The 22,688-nt window shown below is 75.1% G+C and carries 22 protein-coding genes; 6 read left to right on the top strand and 16 right to left on the bottom strand.

What is annotated here, in order from left to right; translation table 11 throughout:
• Positions 1-144: 144 nt before the first annotated feature.
• The gene (gene queF / locus IPO09_13985; GenBank protein MBK9518431.1) at positions 145-510 is read right to left on the bottom strand and encodes an NADPH-dependent 7-cyano-7-deazaguanine reductase QueF; all 366 of its coding nucleotides are present in this window, start codon (positions 508-510) and stop codon (positions 145-147) included.
• Positions 511-718: 208 nt separating this feature from the next.
• Here queF and IPO09_13980 point away from each other — a divergent pair, with 208 nt between their 5' ends.
• Positions 719-919: a hypothetical protein gene (locus IPO09_13980; GenBank protein MBK9518430.1), complete on the top strand. Its 201-nt coding sequence runs from the start codon at positions 719-721 to the stop codon at positions 917-919.
• Here IPO09_13980 and IPO09_13975 read toward each other — a convergent pair.
• From IPO09_13975 to IPO09_13960, 4 genes are all read right to left on the bottom strand, one after another.
• Positions 909-1,223 carry an STAS domain-containing protein gene (locus IPO09_13975; protein ID MBK9518429.1) on the bottom strand — a complete coding sequence of 105 codons (315 nt, stop codon included), beginning with the start codon at positions 1,221-1,223 and terminating at the stop codon, positions 909-911. The genes IPO09_13980 and IPO09_13975 overlap by 11 nt on opposite strands.
• Before the next feature lie 243 nt (positions 1,224-1,466).
• Positions 1,467-3,320, bottom strand: coding sequence for a cytochrome c biogenesis protein CcsA (gene ccsA, locus IPO09_13970; protein ID MBK9518428.1), 1,854 nt, complete (start codon positions 3,318-3,320; stop codon positions 1,467-1,469).
• Complete coding sequence (locus IPO09_13965; protein MBK9518427.1) at positions 3,317-4,408, bottom strand: cytochrome c biogenesis protein ResB; 1,092 nt, start codon at positions 4,406-4,408, stop codon at positions 3,317-3,319. The genes ccsA and IPO09_13965 overlap by 4 nt, the downstream gene beginning before the upstream one ends.
• A gap of 67 nt (positions 4,409-4,475) precedes the next feature.
• Entirely contained in the window at positions 4,476-5,099 is a 624-nt protein-coding gene (locus IPO09_13960; GenBank protein ID MBK9518426.1) for a hypothetical protein, read from the bottom strand.
• A 231-nt stretch (positions 5,100-5,330) separates the two neighbouring features.
• Between IPO09_13960 and IPO09_13955 the strand changes: the two genes are divergently transcribed.
• On the top strand, positions 5,331-5,534 hold the full coding sequence (locus IPO09_13955) for a hypothetical protein (protein MBK9518425.1): 204 nt from the start codon (positions 5,331-5,333) through the stop codon (positions 5,532-5,534).
• Here IPO09_13955 and IPO09_13950 read toward each other — a convergent pair.
• Together IPO09_13950 and IPO09_13945 are read right to left on the bottom strand one after the other, a co-directional pair.
• On the bottom strand, positions 5,495-6,637 hold the full coding sequence (locus IPO09_13950; protein MBK9518424.1) for a DUF2891 domain-containing protein: 1,143 nt from the start codon (positions 6,635-6,637) through the stop codon (positions 5,495-5,497). The two genes, IPO09_13955 and IPO09_13950, sit on opposite strands and share 40 nt — an antisense overlap.
• 82 nt (positions 6,638-6,719) lie before the next feature.
• Entirely contained in the window at positions 6,720-8,714 is a 1,995-nt protein-coding gene (locus IPO09_13945) for an oligopeptide transporter, OPT family (protein ID MBK9518423.1), read from the bottom strand.
• 109 nt (positions 8,715-8,823) lie between these two features.
• On the opposite strand from IPO09_13945, the gene IPO09_13940 reads away from it, so the two are divergent.
• A complete protein-coding gene (locus IPO09_13940) occupies positions 8,824-10,176 on the top strand; it encodes a hypothetical protein (GenBank protein ID MBK9518422.1) in 1,353 nt (450 codons plus the stop codon).
• A 98-nt stretch (positions 10,177-10,274) separates the two neighbouring features.
• Here the strand turns inward: IPO09_13940 and IPO09_13935 are convergent, their stop codons facing one another.
• From IPO09_13935 to IPO09_13925, 3 genes are read right to left on the bottom strand one after another with little or no spacing between them, the layout of a single operon-like run.
• Positions 10,275-10,688, bottom strand: a complete 414-nt coding sequence (locus IPO09_13935) for a hypothetical protein (protein ID MBK9518421.1) — start codon at positions 10,686-10,688, stop codon at positions 10,275-10,277.
• 59 nt (positions 10,689-10,747) lie between these two features.
• Positions 10,748-11,614, bottom strand: a complete 867-nt coding sequence (locus IPO09_13930) for a hypothetical protein (GenBank protein ID MBK9518420.1) — start codon at positions 11,612-11,614, stop codon at positions 10,748-10,750.
• Positions 11,611-12,996, bottom strand: coding sequence for a hypothetical protein (locus IPO09_13925; protein ID MBK9518419.1), 1,386 nt, complete (start codon positions 12,994-12,996; stop codon positions 11,611-11,613). The genes IPO09_13930 and IPO09_13925 overlap by 4 nt, the downstream gene beginning before the upstream one ends.
• Positions 12,997-13,207: 211 nt before the next feature.
• Between IPO09_13925 and IPO09_13920 the strand changes: the two genes are divergently transcribed.
• Positions 13,208-13,951 (top strand): SAM-dependent methyltransferase, encoded by a 744-nt coding sequence (locus tag IPO09_13920; GenBank protein MBK9518418.1) that lies wholly within the window; start codon positions 13,208-13,210, stop codon positions 13,949-13,951.
• Here the strand turns inward: IPO09_13920 and IPO09_13915 are convergent.
• The 6 genes from IPO09_13915 to IPO09_13890 form a co-directional block, all read right to left on the bottom strand.
• Entirely contained in the window at positions 13,948-14,958 is a 1,011-nt protein-coding gene (locus IPO09_13915; GenBank protein ID MBK9518417.1) for an ATP-binding cassette domain-containing protein, read from the bottom strand. The genes IPO09_13920 and IPO09_13915 overlap by 4 nt on opposite strands.
• The gene (gene rarD, locus IPO09_13910) at positions 14,955-15,866 is read right to left on the bottom strand and encodes an EamA family transporter RarD (GenBank protein MBK9518416.1); all 912 of its coding nucleotides are present in this window, start codon (positions 15,864-15,866) and stop codon (positions 14,955-14,957) included. The genes IPO09_13915 and rarD overlap by 4 nt, the downstream gene beginning before the upstream one ends.
• A 284-nt stretch (positions 15,867-16,150) precedes the next feature.
• Positions 16,151-16,960 carry a Rieske 2Fe-2S domain-containing protein gene (locus tag IPO09_13905; GenBank protein MBK9518415.1) on the bottom strand — a complete coding sequence of 270 codons (810 nt, stop codon included), beginning with the start codon at positions 16,958-16,960 and terminating at the stop codon, positions 16,151-16,153.
• Positions 16,957-17,529, bottom strand: a complete 573-nt coding sequence (locus IPO09_13900; protein ID MBK9518414.1) for a YceI family protein — start codon at positions 17,527-17,529, stop codon at positions 16,957-16,959. The genes IPO09_13905 and IPO09_13900 overlap by 4 nt, the downstream gene beginning before the upstream one ends.
• A 113-nt stretch (positions 17,530-17,642) precedes the next feature.
• A complete protein-coding gene (locus tag IPO09_13895; GenBank protein MBK9518413.1) occupies positions 17,643-18,281 on the bottom strand; it encodes a hypothetical protein in 639 nt (212 codons plus the stop codon).
• A 97-nt stretch (positions 18,282-18,378) separates the two neighbouring features.
• The gene (locus IPO09_13890; GenBank protein MBK9518412.1) at positions 18,379-18,858 is read right to left on the bottom strand and encodes a hemerythrin domain-containing protein; all 480 of its coding nucleotides are present in this window, start codon (positions 18,856-18,858) and stop codon (positions 18,379-18,381) included.
• 133 nt (positions 18,859-18,991) lie between these two features.
• On the opposite strand from IPO09_13890, the gene fadI reads away from it, so the two are divergent.
• Positions 18,992-20,299: an acetyl-CoA C-acyltransferase FadI gene (gene fadI, locus IPO09_13885; protein ID MBK9518411.1), complete on the top strand. Its 1,308-nt coding sequence runs from the start codon at positions 18,992-18,994 to the stop codon at positions 20,297-20,299.
• Between the two features lie 15 nt (positions 20,300-20,314).
• A complete protein-coding gene (gene fadJ, locus IPO09_13880; protein MBK9518410.1) occupies positions 20,315-22,516 on the top strand; it encodes a fatty acid oxidation complex subunit alpha FadJ in 2,202 nt (733 codons plus the stop codon).
• Positions 22,517-22,688 lie beyond the last annotated feature (172 nt).

Here is a 22,688-nt window from a genome sequence, read left to right as displayed (position 1 = left end):
GAGGCTGGGTCGAAGGCGGGGAGCGGGTGGGCGGTGTCCGGCACGGGCGGGCGATTCTAGCGCGGGAGCGCTGCCGGCCGGTGAACGGCGAGGCGGGGGGGAGGGCGGGAGGGCGACATCCGGACGGTCGGTCCGGGCGGGCGGCTACAGGGCCGGCCGCTTGCCGTGGCGGACGGTCACCACGGTGTGGATGCCGCCGCGCACCGCGAAGTCGCCGGTCACCTCGAGCCAGCGGGGCGCAATGGCCTTCACCAGGTCGTCACAGATGAGGTTGGTGACCGCCTCGTGGAAGGTCCCGGTGTCGCGGAAGCTCCACAGGTAGAGCTTGAGGCTCTTGAGCTCCACGCAGGTCTTGTTGGGGATGAAGCGGATGCGGATGGTGCCGAAGTCCGGCTGCCCGGTGACCGGGCAGACGCAGGTGAACTCGGGGCACTCCATCGCGATCTCGTAGGGGCGCCCCGGCTTGGGGTTGGGGAAGGTCGCGAGGGTCCTGGCGGGCTTCGACGGCATGGGAACTCATCCTTGCGGGGGTGGTTATGCTGTCCAGGCAGTGGACAATACCTGGACGGGTACTGTTCATATTCCAGTCCTGAGGCTGAAGAAACGACAGCCGGGCTGGAGCGAGGGCGGCGCAACCCCCTGTAACCCCGCCCCAGAGGTCGAGGCAAGGGGTTTGCTAGGTGAAGTGGAAACCAACGACGAGAAGGAGAGCCAGGCCATGAAGCGCACCACCAGCACCCCAAGCAGGACCACCCGCTCCGTGCCGCGCGCCGTGGTGACCACGCTCGGCGACCTCATCTCGGCTGCCTACGACGCGGTGCCTGGCGCCGGCGCGCAGCGGCTCGAGCGGGCCCTGGCGCTGCTGACCCGCTCCCCGCTGGCGCGCCAGCTCCACCCGCAGGTGCAGTTCACCAGGTAGGCAGGGCGGCGCCGGGCCTCGCCCCGGCGCCACAGGCCAGGGCCGCCAGGTCCACGTTCAGGTACTGCAGGATGCGCAGCTGGTGCTGCCGCAGGCCACTCAGCACGACGCACACGGCCTGCCCGCCGGCCCCGAGGATCCGCGCCAGCGACGCGATGCCGGCGTCGTGGAACTCCCGCACCTGCGTCAGGTCGATGCGCAGCGCGCCGCCTGGCGCCACCGAGGCCAGGGCCTCGCCGATGCGCTCCGCGGCCCCCAGGTCGAAGATCCCGTCCAGCTGGACCAGCAGCTCGGCAGCAGGCATGGCGTCCTCCGGGCAGGAGCGGGCGGCGGCTTCGACGGCAGGAACGGAGGACGCACCCTCCCTCTTCCCACCGCTCGAGCTCAAGCGCGGTCGGCGCGGTTCAGGGTCGCACGCCCGTTGGGTTGCGACCGGCGGGCGCAGGGCCCGCCCGTGGCCCACCAGCGCCGCCGCAGACGACACCGGCCGGCTCCGCCCTGGAGCCAGCCGGTCTCGGCGCCTGGATGGGCCGCCAGCGCCTGCCGACTAGGCCCGGCTGGCCGCCGCGCCACCCGCCGCCGGCGGGGTGGCCGCGCCGCGGGTGAAGAGCGGCGCCGCCAGCGCCAGCCCGATGAGCGCCAGCTGCGACGCGCAGAAGCCGCTCAGCGACCAGAAGGCCTTGTCCATGAAGCCGTAGGAGTGGAGCCCCACCCCCAGCATGTTCACGCCGAACCAGGAGAGCGCGGTGATGACGTTGCCGAAGATGGCCATGGCCATGATGCCGCGGTCGCGCGCGTACCCGCCCCAGCGGGCGTGCAGGATGATGGCGTTCCACAGCACGATCAGCAGCGCGCCGTTCTCCTTGGGGTCCCAGCCCCAGAAGCGGCCCCAGCTCTGGTCGGCCCAGATGCCGCCCAGCACGGTGCCGATGAAGCTGAAGAACAGGGCGAAGCAGATGATGCCGTAGGCCATCGAGGTGAGCATCTTGGAGGTGGCGACGTCGAGCCCCTTGCCGAAGTGCTTGCGGATGGTCCAGGCGATGGCGATGGCGCCGGCCAGGAAGGTGCCGCTGTAGCCGATGGTGATGGTGATGACGTGGGTGCCGAGCCAGAAGTTGGAGTCGAGCACCGCCCGCATCATCTCCATGGTGTCGCCGTCGCCGGAGAGGTGGTGCGCCACGATGAGCGAGGCGAAGCCGGTGGCGGCCGCCACCGCGGTGGCGAAGCCGCGGCGGTAGAGCCGCTCCAGGACGACGCCCAGGATGACGGCGCCCCAGCCCACGAAGACCGCCGAGGAGTAGAGGTTGGTGACCGGCGGGCGCCCCTGCAGGATGACCCGCGAGACCAGCCCCAGGGTGTGCACGATGGAGCCGGCCACCAGCAGGGCGAAGGCGGTGGGCTGCAGCACCTGCAGCACCGCGCCCCAGCGCGAGCCGTCCTTCGCCAGGCCCGGCAGGCGCAGCCAGGAGGCGAAGATGGCCAGCATGGCCAGCACGTAGATGGCCATGCCCAGGTAGAAGGGCTCGACCCGGTTGAAGACGATCTCGTGGCCGGCCTGGGCCAGGTCCTCCGGCCGGGAGGCCTGGGCCACGGCGGTCAGCTCGGCCACGGCGCGGTTGAAGGAGGAGGCGTCGCGGGCGGCGTAGGCCAAGCCCATGCGGGCCAGCGGCTCCAGCCCCGGATCGAGCGGGCCGCCGCGGGCCGCGTCGCGCAGCCCCTCGCCGGTGCTGCGCCACGGCGAGCCCTGCACCCCGGCCTGCGGGGGCAGGATGCGGAACTGGGCCAGCTCGGCCAGGGACTGGTGGCGCGGCGCCGAGGCCGGATCGGCGCGGCTCCCCAGCTCCAGGGCCAGCGGCACGTTGCCGGCCAGCTGCACGGTGTTCTTGAGCTTGTAGTGGAGGAAGACCCGCTCGTAGAGGTTGGCCACCGCCCCCTGGAAGCGGGTGCGCTGCTTGGGGTCGATGCCCTGGGCCATGCCGCCCTGCCGCTCGATCTCCGCCAGGTGCGGCAGGAGCGCGGCGAAGCTGTAGTAGCGGTTGGACGACTGCTGCTGGCCGATGAGGGCCAGCACCTCGGGGTCGTCGATGTAGAAGGTGCGCTGCTGGTCGGCCACCTCGGGCCGGAAGAGCAGGTCCAGCAGCCACTCGTTGGCGGTGATGGTGCGGGTGTGGTTGCCGGCCGCGTCGTAGAGCGGCTGGCTCTGCTTGCTGCGGATCATCAGCAGCGAGATGCGCGCCACCGAGTCCACCGGCTTGACGCGGCCGCCCTCCAGCACCGGGATGCGGGCGAAGGCGTCGAGGTCGAGCCCCTCCACCTGCGCCGGCGGGCGGGCCGCCACCACCACCGCCAGGAGGGCCAGGGCCCCCGCGGCCCAGGGCACGTACCGGGTGAGCTTGCTCATGTGGTCGCCTCCGTGAGTGCTGCGCGCCGCTTGAACGCCCGGCGCAGGGCGATGCCGAAGTGGACGATGAGGCCGATCCCCACCAGGACGCAGGAGATGTAGGGCAGGAGCCAGCCCGGGTTCTCCACCACCTGCAGGATGGAGAGCGTGTCGCCCTTGCCGAAGCTGGCCTGGTAGAAGGCCTTGCCGGCGTAGCGCAGCGGCTGGTTCATGAAGATCAGGACCTCGCGGTCCTCGTTGCGGGCCGGGTCGCGCAGCTGCACCAGGCTGGAGAAGTTCTTGGGGATCTGGGTCCCCTCGTAGACGTCGTGGCGGAACTGCTTGAGCGTCACCGAGTAGGGCAGGTACCAGCGCCGCGCCCGCATGGCCAGCTCGTAGGTGCGCCCCTCGTGCGTGAAGGACTGCGGGGCGCCCAGCACGTTGGAGACCAGCCAGGTGCCGTAGCTCCTGCCGCCCGCCACCGGCTCGATGAAGGCGCTGGTGCGGTTGACGTCCTCGTCGTTGGCCACCGCCGCCAGCTCGAAGACCGCCACCCCCGGACCCACGCCCATGGTGGCCGGCGAGGGCGGGTCGGTGGGGCGGCGGCTGCCCAGCTGGGCGTTGCGGAAGAACTTCTTCACGTTGATGGTCAGCGGCGTGCCCGGCAGCGGGATGGAGTCGGCCCGGGCCAGCAGGCCCTCCGGCAGGCCGTAGACCTCGTCGGCCGCCGGATCGGTCACGTCGGTCACCACCAGCTCGTTCTCGCGGGGGCTCTCGACGAAGTCGACGGTCTGCCCCACCTCGACGGCCAGGCGGGTGTCCACCTGGTAGACGCCGGTGATGAACTCGCCGACGAAGAGCAGGATCAGGCCGGCGTGCACGATCCACAGGCCGAGCTTCTTCCAGGACAGCTCCATCCGCTTCAGCTGGGCGGCCGCCAGGTTGAACATCAGCACCAGGCCCACCAGGGCCCCGCCCGGGAAGACGGGCAGCGACAGCGAGGTGCCCGGCAGGCGCCACCAGACGATCCAGGCCCGCATGTAGATCTCGACGGCGCCCCAGGTGCCCAGGCTGACCTGGGCCAGGGTGCAGCCGATGACCAGCACCATCAGGATGGCCAGGCAGACGATGGTGAGCTTGAGGGACGTCAGCACGTCCCAGACCTTGTGGAGGAGGTTATTCAAGGCGGAGGCTCCCCAGCAGCTGGGTGAAGTCCTTGGCGGCCGCGCCCACCGGGGCGGCGTCGCCGGTCACCTTGACGAACCAGGTGGACCCGCCGGCCTCGAGCAGGCCGGCGATGAGGCGGCTCTTCTTCTCGCCGTCGCTGGTGAAGTCGTAGACCGAGATGGTGCCGGCCGGGCTGGCGACGGCGCTGCGGGCGGCGGCCAGGGTGGCCTCGTCGATGGGCCCGAGCCCGATCTGCCCGCGCCAGCGGTTGACGTTCATGAGCTCCCCGCCGGCCGGGCCGGGCAGCACCACCACCGAGGCGTCGATGCGGCCGGCCACCGGCGCCTTCAGGGTGGCGTAGCGCATGCCGCCGCCGGAGCGCTGATCGGTCCAGCCCTTCGGCAGGGTCCAGCGCAGGCCGCGATCCGGCGCGGGCGGCGGGGCGACGTCGCCGGCCATGCCGGGCGGCGGCGCGGGCGCGCCGGCGTGGGACGCCTGGCCACCGACTCCGTCGGCCGCCTGGGGCGCCTTGGCGACGCGGAAGTGGGTGACCTCGTCGCGGTTGCAGGCCGGGACGAGGAGGGACACACCCAGCGCGAGCAGGGCTGGGACCAGCGTGGGTCGGACGGGCACGGGCCTTGTTTAGGCTCCCTCGGCCCCGGCCGCAACCCCGAGGGGGGACCCCCGTCGAGCGAGGGCGTTTCTCCTGGGATCTCGCCGGCCGGGGCGCGCCTGCCGGGGCGGCGGGCCCGGCCCTGCCGCGGGGCACCGGGGCCACGAGCCACGGCCGGTCACAGCCGGCAGCCGGCGCCTGTCTCAGTGGTGCACGCGCCGACGGGGCGCGCCACACCGCCGGGGGCGCCGATGGACACCGAGGGACACTGGGGCTGCGGCTGCTGGGACTGCGCCACCGACCGGCGCAACACCATCCGCCTGACGGCCGGCCTGGTGACCCTGCTGGCCCTGCTGGCCGGGGTCTTCGTGGCCTTCGAGCTGCAGGGGTCGCTGGAGCCCGGCCCGCTGCTGGTTCAGCGCGACGACGACCGCCAGGCCTCGCTGGTGAGGTAGACGGCGAAGGTCCCCAGCCAGTGGCCGCCCTCGTAGTGCTGGCCGGTGACGGCCGGCAGGGTGAGCTGGTGGTGGGCGGTGGCGGTGGCGTGCAGCACGGCCACCCGGTTGTCGGTGGGCGGCAGGCCGGCGGCGATGCCGTAGAGCATCCAGGCGCGGCTCAGGTTGAGGCCGTCGGCGTGGGCCAGCTTGGGGTCGGCGCGGTCGGTCACCGGCGCCGGGGCCAGCCAGGCCTGGAAGGGGCGCTGTGGGATGGTGGGCAGGAAGCGGGTCAGCCAGGCGGCGTAGCGGGCCGGCGTCATGAGGCGGCGCAGCAGGTCCGCCTCGGCCAGGCAGGGCGAGAGGAAGTCCTCGCCGGACGGCTCGTAGGCGATGGGGCAGGTGAAGTCCCGCTCGTAGAAGCTGCGGATGTGGGCGTCGAGCCGCTTCACCAGCGCGGCGTCCCCCTTCCCCACCGCCCAGTCGCGCACCAGGCCGAGGGCGAAGGCGGTCTGCGAGTGCTCGCCGGAGCGGATGGGGTGGCGCAGCTTGGGCAGCCAGCCGAGCAGCCGCTCGCTGGCCTCCGCCTCCAGCGGGGCCAGCGCGGCGGCCAGGGCCTGCGCCTGCGGGTCCTTCCAGGCGCGCAGCTCGGCGGTGAGCTGCAGCAGCCAGGCCAGGCCATACGGGCGCTCGAAGGAGGCGCGGCCCTTGCCCTGCAGGTAGGCCACCTCGGCGGCCACGTTGGCGGCGGTGAGGCTCGCGGCCAGCGCGGCCCGGGCCTCGGCCGCGAAGGGGGCCGTGGGGTAGAGCCTGGCCAGGCGCGCCAGCAGCCAGTGGCCGTGCACCGCCGAGTGCCAGTCGAGGCAGCCGTAGAAGGCCGGGGTCAGCTGGCGCGGCGGCCGGGCGTCCGCGTCGCCCGCCAGCACGTGGGAGACCTTGTTGGGGTACTCGCGGTGGACGCAGGCCAGGGCCAGCGCCGCGAAGCGGCCGGCCGAGGCCTCGTCGAGCGTGGCCGGCGCCGGCTGGGGCAGGGCGGCCGGGGTGCTGCCGGCGGGGGCGGTGAGCGGGAGGAGCAGCGCGGCGAGGAGTCCGGCCACCCGGCCGGCCTGGTGGAGCGAGGGCATGCGCACATGCTACCGGGGATCGGCCCGGGGCACAGCGCGCCAGGGACCGGTGGGCGCCCCCGCCCCGCCGGCCCGCGTCCGGTCAGGCCTCCCGGCCGCGCCGCACCGAGGCGAACCACAGGTAGAGGCACAGCCCCAGGAAGGCCACCAGGCTGACCGACTGCGAGATGGCCTCGTGGTCGTAGAACGGCAGCTTCACCCAGCCCTCGTGGTAGCCGGGGACCATGCGCAGCGCCGCGCCGAAGACGCCGCCCAGCGCGCCGCCGGCCAGCAGGCCCGAGGCCACGATGACGCCGCGCTCGCGCATGCCGCGCCCCGCCTCGCCGCCCACCCGCTCCGACCGCCTGGTGAGCCAGTGGGCGATGAGCCCGCCCACCAGCGCCGGCGAGTTGAGCTCCAGCGGCAGGTACATGCCGAGGGCGAAGGTGAGGGCCGGCACCGCCAGCATCTCCATGGTGACGGCGATGACCGCGCCGATGGCGAAGAGCAGGTAGGCCACCGGCTGGTGGCTCATGAACCCCTCCACCAGCACCTTCATGAGCGACGCCTGGGGGGACGCCAGCACGGTGCGGGTGTCGCCCGGGGCCGCCTCGCCGAACTGGAAGTACTCGGCCAGCAGCACGATGGTCAGGCCGGCCACCACCGCGGCCACCACCACGCCGAGGAACTTGACCCGCTCCTGGGCGCGCGGCGTGGAGCCGAGCCAGTAGCCCACCTTCAGGTCGGTGACGGTCTGGCCCGAGACCGAGAGGGCGGTGCAGACCATGCCGGCGATGGCCATGACGAAGAACATGCCGGTGCGGCCGGACAGGCCGAACTCGAGGAGCACCACCGAGGAGACGATGACCGTGAGCATGGTCATGCCGGAGACCGGGTTGCGGGCGGTGGTGGCGATGGCGTTGGCGGCCACCGAGGTGAAGAAGAAGGAGAAGAGCAGCACCAGCACCAGGCCCACCCCCACCACCGCGGCCGAGGCGGTGAGGTTGCCCAGGAAGCCGGCCACCGCCAGGGCCGAGACCACCACCCCGCCCAGGATGACCATGATGGAGACGTCGCGGTCGGTGCGCTCCAGGCCGTGGTCGCCGGCGCGGAAGGCCTTCACGGCGATGCCGAAGGAGCCGGCCACGATCTTGAGCGACTTGAGGATGCCGAAGATGCCGGCGGTGGCGATGGCCCCCACGCCGATGAGCCGCACGTAGGCGCGGAAGATCTGGTTGGCGTCCATGGCCGAGATGGCCTTGGTGCCCGGGTAGACCGCCTCGGGGAAGTGGCTGCCCAGGAACCAGATGAGCGGCACCAGCACCAGGTTGGAGAGCACCCCGCCGGCGCACAGCAGCATGGAGGAGCGCAGCCCCATGACGTAGCCGAGCCCCAGGATGAAGCCCAGGGCGTCGAAGGAGAGGGTCATGCGGGCCTTCTGGGCCAGGGCCTCCACGGCCGGGATGAAGCGCAGGTCGATGGTCTCCTTCCAGACCTGGAAGGTGGTGACGAAGAAGTCGAAGAGGGCGGCGATGCCGGTGGCCTGCAGGAGCAGGGTGGCCTGGGAGCCGCCCTTCTCGCCGGTCACCAGCACCTCGGTGATGGCGGTGGCCTCGGGGAAGGGGAACTGGCCGTGGGTCTCGCGCACGAAGTAGCGGCGCAGCGGGATGAGGAACAGGACGCCGAGCGCGCCGCCGGCCACGCAGATGAAGATGGTCTGCCAGGGGTGGGGGTCGAGCTTGAGGATGTAGAGGGCCGGCAGCGTGAAGACCGCGCCCGCCACCACCGCGCCGGAGTTGCCGCCGATGCCGGTGATGATGACGTTCTCGAGCAGGGTGGAGCGGCGCGGGTAGGCCCGGCCGAGCCCGATGGCCAGGATGGAGATGGGGATGGCCGCCTCCATGACCTGGCCGACCTTCAGGCCCGAGTAGGCCGAGGCGGCCGTGAAGATGACGCACAGGAAGACGCCCCAGGACACCGAGCGCCAGGTGGACTCCGGCACGTCCGCGGCGGCTGGCACCACCGGCTGGTAGGTCTCGCCGGGCCGCAGCGGCAGGTAGGCGTTCTCGGGGAGCGAGCGGGTGTCGGCAGCGTCCATCCAGCCTCCGGGGAAGGGGCCAGGCGGCCCCAGGCGGCCCGAGTCTAGCCGCGTTCCGGCCGGTCGGCCGGAATTGCGCGCGCGCCGGGGCGCCGGTAGAGAGGGGCCCATGCCCGACACCAGCGCGCTCGACCAGGCCACCGCCACCGCCGTCCTCGGCGTCGACACCCTCTGGGGCGGCGACGTCACGAACCCGTCCGGCGTCGGCCGCTTCATCGCCGACTCCTGGTTCTCCGACGCGCCGCTGCCGCCGGCCTACGCCCACCCGGCGGCGGCCGCGCTGCGCGAGAGCGGCGGCGTGGGGGCCAAGCAGCCGGACGTGGCGGCCATCGACGCCTACCTGGCCGCGGTGGACGTGCCCGGCGCGGTCCGGTCGCTGGCCGCCGAGGCCACGCGGCTGGGCGGGCTGCGCGGCGCCTACCTCGAGGCCATGGCCGAGAGCCTGGGCATCATGTGGGAGCTCTCCGAGGAGCGGCTGGGCCGCGGCCCCAAGGTGCCCTACGAGCGCTGCGTGCTGGCCTCGAGCGGGCAGGCCCCCGAGCCGTCGCGTCCGGAGGAGAAGCGGCGCCGGGTGGCAGAGCTCCTGGCCCGCGCCGGCCACCCCTCGCGCACCGGCCCCGAGCTGCTGGCCGCGGTGGACGCCTGGCGCGCCGCCCGGCTGGTGCCGAAGAAGTCCATCAAGCAGCTGGCCGACGCCTTCATCGCGCAGCTGGAGGAGGGGACGCGCCGCCACCTGGTGCCCCACCTACCGGCCGCGCTGCGCGACGTCCCGCGCGCCAACATCCAGTTCCTGCCCATCGAGGACGCCTGGTTCTCCGGCTCGATGAACTACGTGGGGCGCGAGCGCGACCAGGCCGGCCAGCCGCGCTACGAGGCCACCTACGAGCTCAACGCCTCGCTGCAGATCTCGGTCCCGGAGTTCGCCCAGCTGGTGAGCCACGAGGTGGTGCCGGGCCACGTCACCACCTTCGCCCTGCTGCAGGGGCTCTACGTCCAGGGGCAGGTGGGCTTCGAGGGCACGGTGCTCACCATGAACACCCGCGGGGCCGCCCTCTCCGAGGGCATCGCCAACAATGCCCTGCTGATGGCCTTCGGCGTCACCGAGGTGGCCGACCTGCCCGACGAGGACCTGCAGCTCGGCCTGCTGCTGGCGCTGCTGCAGGACGACGCCAAGAACCAGTCCTCCTGGCTCACCTGGGGCGAGGGACGGCCGCAGGCCGAGGTGGCCGCCGCGCTGCGCGCCGACTTCCTGGTCTCGGCCGAGCGGGCCGACAAGCTCTCCGGCGCCTGGGGCCAGCACCCGCTGATGGGGCGCATGTACCTGCCGGCCTACCGCGCCGGCACCGAGAAGGTGGCCGCCCTGCGCCGCCGCCACCCGCCGGAGGTGATCATCCCGGCGCTGTACGGCCTCAAGGGGCTGGTGGACCTGGTCACCATCGACCAGGTCCTGCCCGCCGCCTAGGAGAGGAGCCGCTGCCCTGCGCCAGGCACGGCGCGGGCAGCGTGGCCAGGCTCGAGGGTGGGCGGCCCGGCGCGACCCCCGCCGCGCCGACCCGGGGCTCAGCCCGGCCCGGCGGGCAGCTCGCGGTTGCAGTAGCGGCAGACCCTGGCCGCCGCCTTGACCGTCTCGGCGCAGGACGGGCAGACCCGGGTGGCCCCGGGGTCGGCCGGGGCCGGCAGCTGGGCCTGCTGGGCGGCCGTCACCAGGTCCCGGATGCGCCGGGCGTCGGCCTTCAGGTGGCCGTGGCTGGTGATGGCCTCGGCGCCGCCGGTGCTCTCGATGGTGAGGTCGGACCAGATCAACCCGGTCTGGATGCCCACCGAGGCGACCCGCTGCAGGTGGAGGCTGGCCTCGCTCCTGGTGAACACGGTGCGGCGCCGCCGGATGACGGCGGCCTCGGTGACCTCGATGACGGTGGGGAAGAGGTGGTTGCCGCGGGTCCACCGGCTGGCCACGAAGCGCTCGCTGGGCATGCCACAGCCTAGGCCTTCTCGGCCCCCGGGTGGGGCCAGGCCCCGTCCTTCCCGCCGGCTCAGCGCGGCTGGGCCACCCGGAGCAGCAGGGCCGCCTCCACCCGAGCCGGACCGCGCCCGGTGGCGCCGCGCTCGCCGCCGAGCCAGAGCGCCAGCGCGATCGGCCGGTCGTTCACCGCCAGCACCACCCGCTCCAGGCCGAGCGCCGCCGAGGCGTAGCCGGCGAAGCCGCCCGGCACCCGCAGCGCCGCGCCGGCCCGCGCCGCGAGCGTGGCCACCCAGAGCCCGTCGGCCGACTCGGCTGCCAGGTCGAGGGCGCCGCCGGTGAAGGGCACCAGCAGGTGCACCGGGGCGGCGTCGCGCGAGAGCCACAGGTCGTAGGCCAGCTCCGGCCCGAAGCCGGCGCGCCGCACCCCGGGCAGGTGGCGGGCCAGGTCGAGCAGCAGGGTGGAGCGGAGCAGCCGCACCTCGGCCTCCCGCTCGCGGGCCCGCTCCCAGCGCACCCCGCCGGCCTCCACCAGCATGCCCACGTCGAAGGGGAAGGGGAGCCGCACCGGGCGCGGGCCGGGCAGGAGGATGAAGGGCTCGGCCAGCCGCCGCACGAAGGCGCCGCGCCACGCCAGGGCCCGCGCCCCGGTGACCCGCCCGCCTCGGAGCGCCGCCGCGGCGTCCAGCACCAGCTGGTCGCGCCGCCAGGACACCGCCCCCGACTGGTCGCGGGTGTCGCCGCGCCAGCGCCAGGCGGCCGAGAGCTCGAGCGCCCCGCCCTCCCCCGGCCCCTGGTCCGCGGTCCGGGCGCCGGCGGCCAGCTCCAGCCGGTTGCCCGGGTCGAAGCAGGCCACGACGGGGCGCCCCGCCTCGTCGGCGACGAGGCAGGGGTCCCCCGCGACCGCGAGGGCCGAGAGGAGGGCGGCGGCCAGGCTCACGGCCGCTCGGGAGATCCCGGCGGTGGCGGCGCGGCGGGCGCGGCCGGCGCGGCCTGGGCCGGCGGCGGCTCGGCGCGGGAGGCGTCGGAGGCCGCCGGCGCGAGGGCGGGGACGGCCGCCGGGGTGAGTCCGGGAGCGACCGCCCCGGCCGAGCGGCGCGGCGGCGCCCACAGGTTGACGCGCAGCTGCGCGGTGGCCTCCGCGGTCCAGCCGTCCGGCCAGTCGGGCACGTCGGTGCGGCGGCTGGCGCGCCCCAGCACCACCAGCGACACCGGCTGGTCGTTCACCGAGACCAGGATGCGCTCCCACTCCAGGCGGGCCTGGTGGCGCCAGCGCCGGTCCGGCAGCGGCGCGGCCGGGCCGTCGCCGGCCGGAAGGACGAGCTCGCTGCCGGCGGCGCCGCGCAGGTGCGAGAGGCCGTCCTCGTCGAGCGCCACCTCGCCCTCCACCAGCCAGTGCACCGCCCAGTCGCCGTCGTCGCGCCCGGAGGCCTTCTCCCAGCCGCCGCCGGTGCGCGCCCGCAGGAAGGAGCCGAAGTCGGCCGAGCGCCAGAAGTCGAAGGTGAGGGCCGCCGCCAGCGCGCCGGTCCGCTCGTGGCGCCCGCCGGCCCGGGTCCTCAGGCTCTCGAAGCGCAGCGCCTCGGCCCATAGCCCGACGTAGAGGGGCGGGTCGTAGCGGCGCGGCGTGCCGAAGAAGGTGGTGAGCCGGAGCAGCGGGTGGGGGTAGGCGCGGCTGAAGTCCACCGAGACGGCGCTGAGCTCGGCGGCGCTGCCGTCCACCGCGGTGAAGCCCTCCAGCGCCCGCACCCGGCCGAGCGCCCGGGCCTCACCCCAGGTGAAGGGCACGTCGAGCCGCAGGCCCGAGGAGGCCAGCGCCCCCGGCTGCCAGGGCTGGCCGCCCACCGCGGCGCCGAAGCCCAGCCAGAGCCGCCGCCCCAGGTCGAAGCTCACCTGGGTGGCGCGCTGCCGCTCGTCGCGGCGGTAGCCGGGCGGCGTGTCGGCCAGCGCCGGCACCAGCGTCCAGCCGGCCAGGTCGGCCTCGCGGATGGCGGGCGCGAGGCAGGCGCCGGCCTGCTCGAGCGGGCCCGACGGGCGCCCCTCGGCGTCGAGCATGGCGTCCTGGGCCACCAGGCAGCGGCGCGCCCGGTCGTCGCACTGGGCGCGGAAGGCGCCAGAGGGGCCGTAGAGGCAGCGGACCGGCTGATCGGCGCGCAGGGCGGGGGAGCCGGGCGGGACGAGGCCGAAGGGCGGGAGGACCTTCGGGCCGGAGAGGGCGGCGGGCGGAGCGCTCCCCCTCGACTCCGGGCCGGCCTCCTGCAGGTCGAGGGTGGGCGGGCCCACGAGCGCGAGCGAGGCGAGCAGCGTGGTGAGCGTCGGGGTCATGGCGCCTCCTGGCGGGAGGTGCGCCACGCCGCGGCGGAGGCCCCCCACAGGAGAGCAGCATGGCGCAGCCCGTGTGACCGCGGTCGGCGGCGGTCCTCCTCCTCACGGGTCCTGCGCCCCGCGGCGCACCCCTGAACCGGGGCCTCCCGCCCTCGGCTCACACGGCGCGACGACGCCGTGCCAAGCTGACCCACCCCCGAGCGAGCCACCCGTGCCCGACCCCACCACCCACCACGCCGGCTGCCTCCTCTGCGGCCGGCCCATCACCTACCGGCTCGGCACCGTGGCGATGACCTGCGCCCTGTGCGGGCAGGCCAGGCCCAGCGCCGCCGCCTGCCAGGAGGGGCACTTCGTCTGCGACGGCTGCCACGCCGGGGAGGCCAGGGACGTCATCGAGCGGTTCTGCGCCGCCACCACGCTCACCGACCCCATGGCCATCGCCCAGGGGCTGATGCGCCACCCGAGCGTCAAGCTGCACGGCCCGGAGCACCACTTCCTGGTGCCGGCGGCGCTGCTGGCGGCCATCTCCAACGCCTGCGGCGAGCCGGAGCGAAGGGCCGGGCGGGTGGCCGAGGCGCGGCGGCGGTCCGAGCCGCTGGTGGGCGGCCTGTGCGGCTTCCAGGGCGCCTGCGGCGCGGCCATCGGCGCCGGCATCTTCGCCTCCATCATCACCGGGGCCACCCCGCTCTCCACCGAGGCCTGGAGCCTCTCGAACGGCCTCACCGCCGAGGCGCTCGGCCTGGTGGCCGCCGCCGGCGGCCCGCGCTGCTGCAAGCGGGACACCTTCCTCTCCATCCTGGCCGCGGCCAGGTTCTCCCGCGAGGCGCTGGACACCCGCCTGGAGGCGCGCGGCGCCCCCTGCGAGTGGAGCGAGGAGAACCGGGAGTGCCTGGGCGAGACCTGCGCCTTCCACCGGGCCGGGGCGGTGGGCGGGGACCTCTCCACGGCCTCCTAGCCCCCGCCCGCCTCGCGGGCCTCGCGCTCCCCGCGCGAGCGCTCGAACAGCTCCTTCATGACCTCCTCGAGCGGCGGGTCCTCCACCGTGAGGTCGGTCACCGGCAGGGCGCCGAGCAGGCGCGACACCATCGGCGCCACCTGGTCGGCCCCGACCTGCAGGGTGGCCTGGGCGCCGTCGCTGGACACCACCTCGCCGAAGCGGGCCAGGTCGGCGGCCGAGGGCGGCGTGCCGGCGCCGAAGCGGACCACGATGCGCTTGTCCGGCCGCACCTGGTGGATGAGGGCCCGGAGGTCGCCGTCGTGCAGCAGCCGCCCCTTGTCGATCACCACCACCCGCGGGCAGAGCGCCACCACGTCCTCCATGTAGTGGCTGGTGAGGAGCACGGTGGCGCCGAACCGCTCGTTGTAGGCCTTCACGAAGGTCCGCACGGTGGCCTGCATGGAGACGTCCAGGCCGATGGTGGGCTCGTCGAGGAAGAGCACCCGGGGGCGGTGCAGCAGCGCCGCCGCCAGCTCGCACTTCATCCGCTCGCCCAGGGAGAGCTGCCGGGTGGGCTTGTTGACGAGGTCGCCCAGCTCCAGCAGCCGCGACAGCTCCGCCAGGGTCTCGGCGAACTCCGCCCTCGGCACGTCGTAGATGGCGCGGTTGAGGGCGAAGGTCTCGGAGGGTGGCAGGTCCCAGAGCAGCTGCTGCTTCTGCCCCATCACCAGGGTGATGGTCTTCAGGAAGGCGGTCTCGCGCCGCCGGGGCTCGTGGCCAGCCACCGACACCTGCCCGGCGGTGGGGTGGAGCAGGCCCGACAGGATCTTGAGGGTGGTGGTCTTGCCGGCGCCGTTCGGCCCCAGGAAGCCGATGCGCTCGCCGGCCGCCACCGAGAAGGAGAGGCCGTCCACCGCCCGGACCTCCTCGTAGCGCCGCCGGAAGAGCGAGCGCAGCGCCGCCGCGGCGCCGGGCGGGCGCTTGTGCACGCGGTAGTGCTTCGACAGGTCGCGGACCTCGATCACGGGTCGGCACGGTAGAGCCGCCCGCCCGCCCGGGCAACCCCGGCGAGGACGTCCCAGGTGTAGAGCGCCAGCGACGACCAGATGCAGGCGAAGGCCACGGCGTGGGCCGCGGTGAAGGCCTCGCCGAAGACGAAGACCGCGATGGCGAACTGCATGGTGGGGGCCAGGTACTGCAGCAGCCCGATGGTGGAGAGCCGCAGCCGCTGCACCCCCACCGCGAACCAGATGAGGGGCAGGGCGGTCACCAGGCCGGCCGCCACCAGCAGCCAGGTGGTGCGCGGCGCGGCGCCCAGGTGGCCGGTCCCGTCCCGCCACAGGACCACCAGCAGGCCCAGGGCCAGCGGCGCCAGCAGCGCCGTCTCGGAGAAGAGCCCGGCCACCGCGTCGATGCGGGCGCGCTTCCGGAGCAGGCCGTAGAAGCCGAAGCTCACCGCCAGCACCAGCGCCACCCAGGGGAGCGCGCCCGCCGAGAGCACCAGCGCCGCCACGCCCAGCCCGGCCAGCCCCACCGCCCAGAGCTGGCGGCGCGTCAGCGCCTCGCCCAGGAAGAGGACGCCCAGCAGCACGTTGACCAGCGGGTTCACGAAGTAGCCCAGGCTGGCCTCCAGCACCCGCCCGGCGTGCACCGCCCAGATGTAGACGCCCCAGTTCACGGTGATGAGGGTGGTGGTGGCCAGCAGGGTGAGCCGGCCGCGGCCGGTGGCGAGCGGGCGGATCACCTCGGGCCAGCGGCGCAGGAAGGTCACCAGCCCGGCCAGCAGCAGCACCGACCAGACCACCCGGTGGGCCAGGATCTCCAGCGGGGGCACGCCGCGCAGGGCGCGGAAGTAGAGGGGCAGGAGCCCCCACGCCAGGTAGGCGGCCAGGCCGTAGAGGAGGCCGATGCGCTGCTGGCGGGTGTCGGGCACGGGCCCTTCTACTCCGCGGCCGGCGGCCGGGCGAGCCGCGGCGGGCCCCGCCGGCTCGACGCCAGGGTGGAGGTCGCGCCGGGGGCGCTCAGCAGCCGGGCCGCGGCTGGTCGTCGTCGGCGCCGCCCGGGCGCCGGGGGGGCACGCCTCAACCGCGCACGCCGAGCCGGGGCAGCACGTACCGCTGGAGGATCACCCAGCCGACGACGAAGAGCGCGAGCTGGAGGAGATCGTTCATGGTGGTTGCTGGGAGCCGGCGCGCCCCGGGAAGGGTTCGCGGCCACCTACCCCGGCAGCGTCACCACCACCCCCAGCGCGTCGGCCACCGCCGGGTAGGCGGCCAGCCCGACCGTGGCCGGCCCGGTCACCAGGGCGCCGTCCACCTGGAAGCGCGACAGGTGGCAGGGGCAGACCACCTGCCCGCCGCCGCTGGCCGGGAAGGCCACCGTGCACCCCTGGTGCGGGCAGCGGGCGTTCACGGCGGCGAAGGCGCCGCCGGCCAGCGCCATCACCAGGATGGGGCTGTCGAACCCGGCCGGCCGGCCCACCGCCGAGCCGCCGGGCGCCTGCAGCTCGGGGAAGCGGGAGAAGAGGAGCGTCACCGCGCCGGCCACCACCGGGGGGAAGCTGGCCAGCGCGATGGTGACCAGGCCGGTGGCGGAGTCGTAGCTGGCCAGGAAGGTGGCGAGCGGCGCGGTGGCGGGCGCCTTCAGCACGGCGCCGCCCAGGTCGAAGCGCGACTGGTGGCAGGGGCAGACCACCTCGGGGTCCTCGAAGCCGAGCGGGCAGCCCTGGTGCGTGCAGGTGGCCGACACGGCGGCCACGTCGCCCACCGGGGTGCGCACCACCAGCAGCGGGTCCATGCCGGCCGCCCGGGCGATGACCGCCCCGCCGGGCCGGTCGAGGTCGGGGAAGTCGGCCAGCCGGAAGATCACGTTGCCGTCCTGGTCCGGCGGCGGCACCGACACCGAGGGGGCCGGGCCGTTGGTGGGGGCGCAGCCGGGCAGCGCCGCGCCAGCCACGGCCGCCGCGCCGCCCCCGCCCAGCACCGCCAGGAACCCGCGCCGCCCCAGCCCCTTCCCCGTTGGCGTCATGGCGCCTCCGCCTCGAGCCGCAGGCTGGCCTTCACCACCAGCGGGTCGTCCACCTTCACGAAGAGCAGGGACGGGCGCTCCACCCCGTGGCCGTCGAGCGAGATGGTGAGCCCGGCCTCGGCGGTGGCGGCGCGCGGCGAGGTGAAGGCCACCGTGACCGGCACCTCCACCGCCCTGGTCACGCCGTGGAAGGAGAGCTCGCCTCTCAGCGTCACCGCCGCCTCGGCGGGGTAGGCGGCCGGCGCCGCCACGGCGCCCACCGCCTTGAGCGTGACGAAGGGGAAGCGGGCCGCCTCGGTGGCCTCCAGCATGTGGGCGTCGCGGTTGCCGTTGCCGGAGTCGAAGGAGTCCACCCGGGCGCGCACCATCACCTGCACCCCGCCGCCGGGCAGGAGGCGGGCCTTGCCCTCCACGGTCCTGGAGACGCCCACCACCTCGTGGAACTTGTGGACCAGGGTGTAGGCCAGCGTCGAGCCGGGCTTCACCGCGAGGTCCACCGGGCCGTCGGCGGCGCGGGCCGCGGTGGTGGACAGGCCCAGCAGCACCGGCAGCAGCAGCGGCGCCAGCAGGGCCAGGGCGGCGAGGCGCGGCGCCGACCGGGCGGGCGGCGCGCCCGCGTGGCGGGCGGCGAGGGGCGGGGCGGCGGGGCGGGTGGCGTGGGGCACGGGCAGGCTCGGGGACGTCAGAAGAAGAGGACCGCCGCGCCCACGGTGGCGGCGCCCAGCGTGGAGTAGCCGAGGACCTGGTGGGCCACCGCCAGGTCGCGCTCGCGGGTGGTGCCGGCCTTGCCGCGCGCCGCGATGCCCAGGACCACCTGGGCCACCATGCCGGCGGTGGCCACGCCCATGGCCACCTTGTGCAGGGTGGCGCTGTCGGCCCGCCCGCCGCGCTTGGCGTAGGGCTCCGGCGCCAGCACGCCGAGCAGGCCGGCCGAGACGAAGAGGGCGCTGGAGGTGATCACCAGGGCCCGGTGGGGCATCTTCCAGGTGCCGGTGTCGCCGCCGCCGCGGAAGCGGTCGTCGAACTGCAGCTGGCCGACCACGCTGGTGGCGGCCAGCGAGGCCACGGTGGCGATGCCCAGGGCCTGGTGGAGGCCGAGCATGGAGCGGCGCCGCTCCACGGCGCGCCCGAAGGCCGGGTCCACCGCGGAGGGCGCCGCCAGGGTGGGCTCGAGCAGGTCGAAGTCGAGGCCGGGCGGGGGCGCGGCGGGCGCCGCGGGCGCGAGGTCGAGCGCCGGCGCGGGGCCGGGCCCCTCGGCGCTGGCCGGGGCGGCGAGCAGGGAGAGCAGGGCGAGCAGGGCGAGGTGCGGGGCGGGGCGCATGAGGTGGCTCCTCTCGTGACACCCCGGGGGCCCGCTCCGCCCGGCCCGCTTGGGCTGGCCCGGGCGGGCCGCCACGGCCACCGCCCGGCCCGCGCCGTCACCGCCGGGCCGGCTTGGTCCCCTGGCCCTGCAGCACCAGCCGCTTCTCCAGCTCGCCGCCGATGGCCGCCAGCGCCTCGCCGTCCACGTGGTCCTCGGCGTAGGGGAAGAGCTCCCGCTCCTCCCACCGCACGTGGCGCTCCAGGAGCTCGGCGAAGGCGCCGAGCGCGCTGCGCTGCTCCCCGGGCTGCGGCGCGCGGGCCGCCGTGGCCAGCCGCTTCAGCTCGACGTGCTCGGCGGCCAGCCGCTTCAGGTCGGTCGCCGTGAGGTACCGCCCCAGCAGCTCCTCCTCGGCCCGGGCGTGCGGCGTGAAGACCTGCTCCTCGAAGCGGCGGGTCAGCGAGACCAGCCCGGGGAGGTCCCTGGGCGCCCCCGCCGCCTCGGGGTGTCCCTCCAGCGACTTCCTGAGCTGGAAGGCCACCAGGAGGGCCTGGTGGTGCTCGGCGGACAGTGGCCTCAGCTCCCGGCTGCGCTTCATGGGGCGGGATCGTGGCGCCTGGGCGGGGCGGTCGCAAGGCAGAAAGCAGCCGCTTCCGGGGGTTGACGCCTTGCATCATGACGGTTACACCCGGAGCGGCATCCAGCCGATTCGAAAATCAATGGGAGCAGGCATGGCCACCGCAGGTACCCCCCCCGCCGGCCGCCGGGCCGCCGTCGTCGCCGGCCTCCGGACCCCCTTCGTCAAGGCCGGCACCGACTTCAAGGCGCTGGGCGCCGTGGACCTGGGCGCGCTCCTGGTGAACGAGCTGGTGGCCCGCGCCGGGCTGCCGCCCGCCACCTACGACTCGCTCATCTTCGGCCAGGTCATCCCCTCCAAGCTGGTGTCGCTCATCGGCCGGGAGATGGTGCTGCGCACCCAGCTGCCGCGCACCGTGGAGGCCCACACGGTGGCGCGCGCCTGCGCCACCTCGCTGCAGGCGGCCACCGACGCGGCCGACCAGATCGCCCTGGGGCGCTCCTCCTGCGTCATCGCCGGCGGCACCGAGTCGATCTCCGACGCCCCCATCTTCGCCAGCCGCCGCCTGGCCCAGACCCTCATCGAGCTGTCGAAGGCCCGCAGCCTCTCGCAGCGGCTCTCGCTGCTGGCCACCCTGCGCCCCCGGGACTTCACCCCCGAGCCGCCGGCCCTCAAGGAGCCCACCACCGGCTTCACCATGGGTGAGTCGGCGGAGCAGATGGCCCAGAAGAACGGCATCCCGCGCGCCGCCCAGGACCAGCTGGCCTGCCAGAGCCACCAGCGGGCCGCCGCCGCCTGGGCCGCCGGCCGCTTCGACGACGAGGTCATCCACGTGGCGGTGCCGCCGCGCTACGAGCAGGTCTCGGCGCGCGACACCATCGTGCGGGCCGACACCACCGTGGAGGCGCTCTCGCAGCTCAGGCCGGTCTTCGACCGGCGCCACGGCACCATCACCGCCGGCAACGCCTCGCCGCTCACCGACGGCGCCGCCGCGGTGATCCTGATGGCGGAGGACCGGGCCAAGGCGCTCGGCCTCACGCCCCTGGGCTACCTGCGGAGCTTCGCCTACGCCGCGCTCGACCCGGCCGACCAGCTGCTGCAGGGGCCGGCCTACGCCGCGCCGGTGGCCCTCGACCGGGCCGGGCTCACCCTGGCGGACATGGACCTGGTGGACATGCACGAGGCCTTCGCGGCCCAGGTGCTGTCCAACCTGCAGGCCTTCGCCTCGGCGCGCTTCGCCGCCGAGAAGCTGGGGCGGGCCGCGCCGCTCGGCGAGGTGGACCCGGCCCGGCTCAACGTGAACGGCGGCTCCATCGCGCTGGGCCACCCCTTCGCCGCCACCGGCGCCCGCATGATCACCCAGACCCTGCGCGAGCTGGGGCGCCGCGGCCAGCAGTACGCCCTGCTCACCGTCTGCGCCGCCGGCGGCCTCGGCGCCGCCGTGGTCCTCGAGCGCGAGTAGGCACAGGAGCGCACCATGACCTCGATCCCGCCCGCCACCCCGGCCTCGCCCCCGCCTGCACCCCGGGCCGCCACGCCCTCCGCCTTCTCGGTGGAGCACCTGGACGGTGTGGCCACGCTCCTCATCGACGTGCCCGGCGAGGCCGTCAACACCCTCTCCGGCCCGGTGGGCGAGGAGCTGGGCGCGCTGCTCCTCCGGCTGGAGGCCGACGCCGCGGTGAAGGCGGTGGTCATCGCCAGCGGCAAGGCCGCCGGCTTCATGGCCGGGGCCAAGATCGACATGATCCAGGCGGTGCGCAGCGCCGCCGAGGCGGAGGCCCTCTCCCGGGCGGCGCAGGCCGGCTTCGACCGGCTGGAGCGGCTCGGCAAGCCGGTGGTGGCCGCGGTGCACGGCGCCTGCCTGGGCGGCGGGCTGGAGCTGGCCCTGGCCTGCCACGCCAGGGTGGCCGCCGACGACCCCCGCACCACCCTGGGCCTGCCCGAGGTGCAGCTCGGCCTGCTGCCGGGCGCCGGCGGCACGCAGCGGCTGCCGGCCCTCATCGGCCTGGCGGCGGGGCTCGACCTGATCCTGGCCGGCAAGACGGTCAAGGCCAGGAAGGCGCTGGCGCTCGGGCTGGTGGACGAGCTGGCGCCGGCCGCCATCCTGCGGGCGGTGGCGCGGCGCCGGGCGCTGGCGCTGGCGGCCCTGCCGCGCGGGCGCTGGCGCGAGCACGCTCGCCGGGCGCGCGGGGTGGAGCGGGTCAAGCTGGCGCTGCTGGAGGAGAACCCGGTGGGCCGGGCGCTGCTCTTCTCGCAGGCGCGCGCCCTCCTCCTCAAGAAGACCCGCGGCCACTACCCGGCGCCGCTGCGGGCCCTGGAGGCGGTGCAGCGCGGCGCCGAGCGCGGCGTGGCCGAGGGGCTGGCGCTGGAGGCCCGCAGCTTCGGCGAGCTGGCCGTGACCGACGTGTCGCGGCGGCTGGTGGAGATCTTCTTCGCCTCCACCGCGCTCAAGAAGGACAGCGGCGTGGCCGATCCGGCCGTGGCGCCGCGCCCGGTGGAGCGGGTCGGGGTGCTGGGCGGCGGGCTCATGGGAGGCGGCATCGCGGCGGTGACGGTGGCCGCCGGCGTGCCGGTGCGGCTTCGCGAGAAGGACGACCAGGCGGCGGCCCGGGCCCTGGCGGGGCTGGCGGCCTTCCTGGACGAGAAGGTGAAGCGCCGCTCCATGGATCGGCTGGAGCGGCAGGCCACCCTGCGGCTCTTCACCACCACCACCAGCTGGGCCGGGCTGGAGGGGGTGGACCTGCTGGTGGAGGCGGTCTTCGAGGACCTGGCGCTCAAGCGCGAGATGGTGAAGGCCTTCCAGGCGCTCAACCCGGGCGGCGTCTTCGCCTCCAACACCTCCTCCCTGCCCATCGCCTCCATCGCCGAGGGGGCGCGCCGCCCCGAGCTGGTGGTGGGCATGCACTACTTCTCGCCGGTGCCGAAGATGCCGCTCCTGGAGGTCATCCCCTCGGCCGCCACCTCGCCCGAGGTGATCGCCACCGCGGTGGCCTTCGGCAAGCGGCAGGGCAAGACCGTCATCCTGGCCGCCGACCGGCCCGGCTTCTGGGTCAACCGCATCCTCGGCCCCTACGTGAACGAGGCCGCCTGGCTGCTCACCGAGGGGGCGGCCATCGAGGACCTCGACGCGGCGCTCACCGGCTACGGCTTCCCGGTGGGCCCCATCGCCCTGCTCGACGAGGTGGGGCTGGACGTGGGCGCCAAGGTGGGGGAGGTGCTGCACGCCGGCTTCGGCGAGCGCATGCGGCCGCCCGACGCGCTGCGCGGCCTGGTGACGGCCGGCCGGCTGGGCCGCAAGGCGAAGAAGGGCTTCTACACCTACGACGGCAAGCAGAAGCAGGTGGACCCGGCCGCCTACGACCTGCTGCCGGGCGGCCGCGCCCGCACCAGGGTGGCGCGGGAGGCCATCGTCGAGCGGCTCACGCTGGCGCTCCTGAACGAGGCGGCCCGGGCGCTCGGCGAGGGGGTGGTGCGCAGCGCCCGCGACGGCGACGTCGGGGCGGTCTTCGGCATCGGCTTCCCGCCCTTCCGCGGCGGGCCCTTCCGCGCCGCCGACGCCCTGGGGGCCGACGTGGTGGTGGACGCGCTGTCGCGCCTGCGCGACGCCCACGGCGAGCGCTTCGAGCCGGCGCCGCTGCTGGTGGAGCAGGCCCGCCACGGCGGGCGGTTCCACTCCTAGGGGCCTGCGCGCGACCCGGTCCACCTCACGCCGGTCGCTCGGAACGCTCCCCCTCACCCCGGCCCTCTCCCCCAGCAGGCTGGGGGAGAGGGGGCTCGAGCGGACGAGCCCTGCACGCACTCCCGCCTGGACAGGGGCACGCCTTGTCTGCTCCCTCCTCCCTCCGGGGAGA

The organism is Anaeromyxobacter sp. (assembly GCA_016718565.1).
In the GTDB taxonomy this organism is placed as follows: Bacteria; Myxococcota; Myxococcia; order Myxococcales; family Anaeromyxobacteraceae; genus JADKCZ01.
This window is presented reverse-complemented; position numbering and strand designations above follow the sequence as displayed.

Excerpts from the sequence above, each read along its gene's own strand:
- queF (MBK9518431.1), bottom strand. The coding sequence starts at position 510 with ATGCCGTCGAAGCCCGCCAGGACCCTCGCGACCTTCCCCAACCCCAAG.
- IPO09_13980 (MBK9518430.1), top strand. The coding sequence starts at position 719 with ATGAAGCGCACCACCAGCACCCCAAGCAGGACCACCCGCTCCGTGCCG.
- IPO09_13975 (MBK9518429.1), bottom strand. The coding sequence starts at position 1,223 with ATGCCTGCTGCCGAGCTGCTGGTCCAGCTGGACGGGATCTTCGACCTG.
- ccsA (MBK9518428.1), bottom strand. The coding sequence starts at position 3,320 with ATGAGCAAGCTCACCCGGTACGTGCCCTGGGCCGCGGGGGCCCTGGCC.
- IPO09_13965 (MBK9518427.1), bottom strand. The coding sequence starts at position 4,408 with ATGGTGCTGGTCATCGGCTGCACCCTGGCCCAGGTCAGCCTGGGCACC.
- IPO09_13955 (MBK9518425.1), top strand. The coding sequence starts at position 5,331 with ATGGACACCGAGGGACACTGGGGCTGCGGCTGCTGGGACTGCGCCACC.
- IPO09_13950 (MBK9518424.1), bottom strand. The coding sequence starts at position 6,637 with ATGCCCTCGCTCCACCAGGCCGGCCGGGTGGCCGGACTCCTCGCCGCG.
- IPO09_13945 (MBK9518423.1), bottom strand. The coding sequence starts at position 8,714 with ATGGACGCTGCCGACACCCGCTCGCTCCCCGAGAACGCCTACCTGCCG.
- IPO09_13940 (MBK9518422.1), top strand. The coding sequence starts at position 8,824 with ATGCCCGACACCAGCGCGCTCGACCAGGCCACCGCCACCGCCGTCCTC.
- IPO09_13935 (MBK9518421.1), bottom strand. The coding sequence starts at position 10,688 with ATGCCCAGCGAGCGCTTCGTGGCCAGCCGGTGGACCCGCGGCAACCAC.
- IPO09_13925 (MBK9518419.1), bottom strand. The coding sequence starts at position 12,996 with ATGACCCCGACGCTCACCACGCTGCTCGCCTCGCTCGCGCTCGTGGGC.
- IPO09_13905 (MBK9518415.1), bottom strand. The coding sequence starts at position 16,960 with ATGACGCCAACGGGGAAGGGGCTGGGGCGGCGCGGGTTCCTGGCGGTG.
- IPO09_13895 (MBK9518413.1), bottom strand. The coding sequence starts at position 18,281 with ATGCGCCCCGCCCCGCACCTCGCCCTGCTCGCCCTGCTCTCCCTGCTC.
- IPO09_13890 (MBK9518412.1), bottom strand. The coding sequence starts at position 18,858 with ATGAAGCGCAGCCGGGAGCTGAGGCCACTGTCCGCCGAGCACCACCAG.
- fadI (MBK9518411.1), top strand. The coding sequence starts at position 18,992 with ATGGCCACCGCAGGTACCCCCCCCGCCGGCCGCCGGGCCGCCGTCGTC.
- fadJ (MBK9518410.1), top strand. The coding sequence starts at position 20,315 with ATGACCTCGATCCCGCCCGCCACCCCGGCCTCGCCCCCGCCTGCACCC.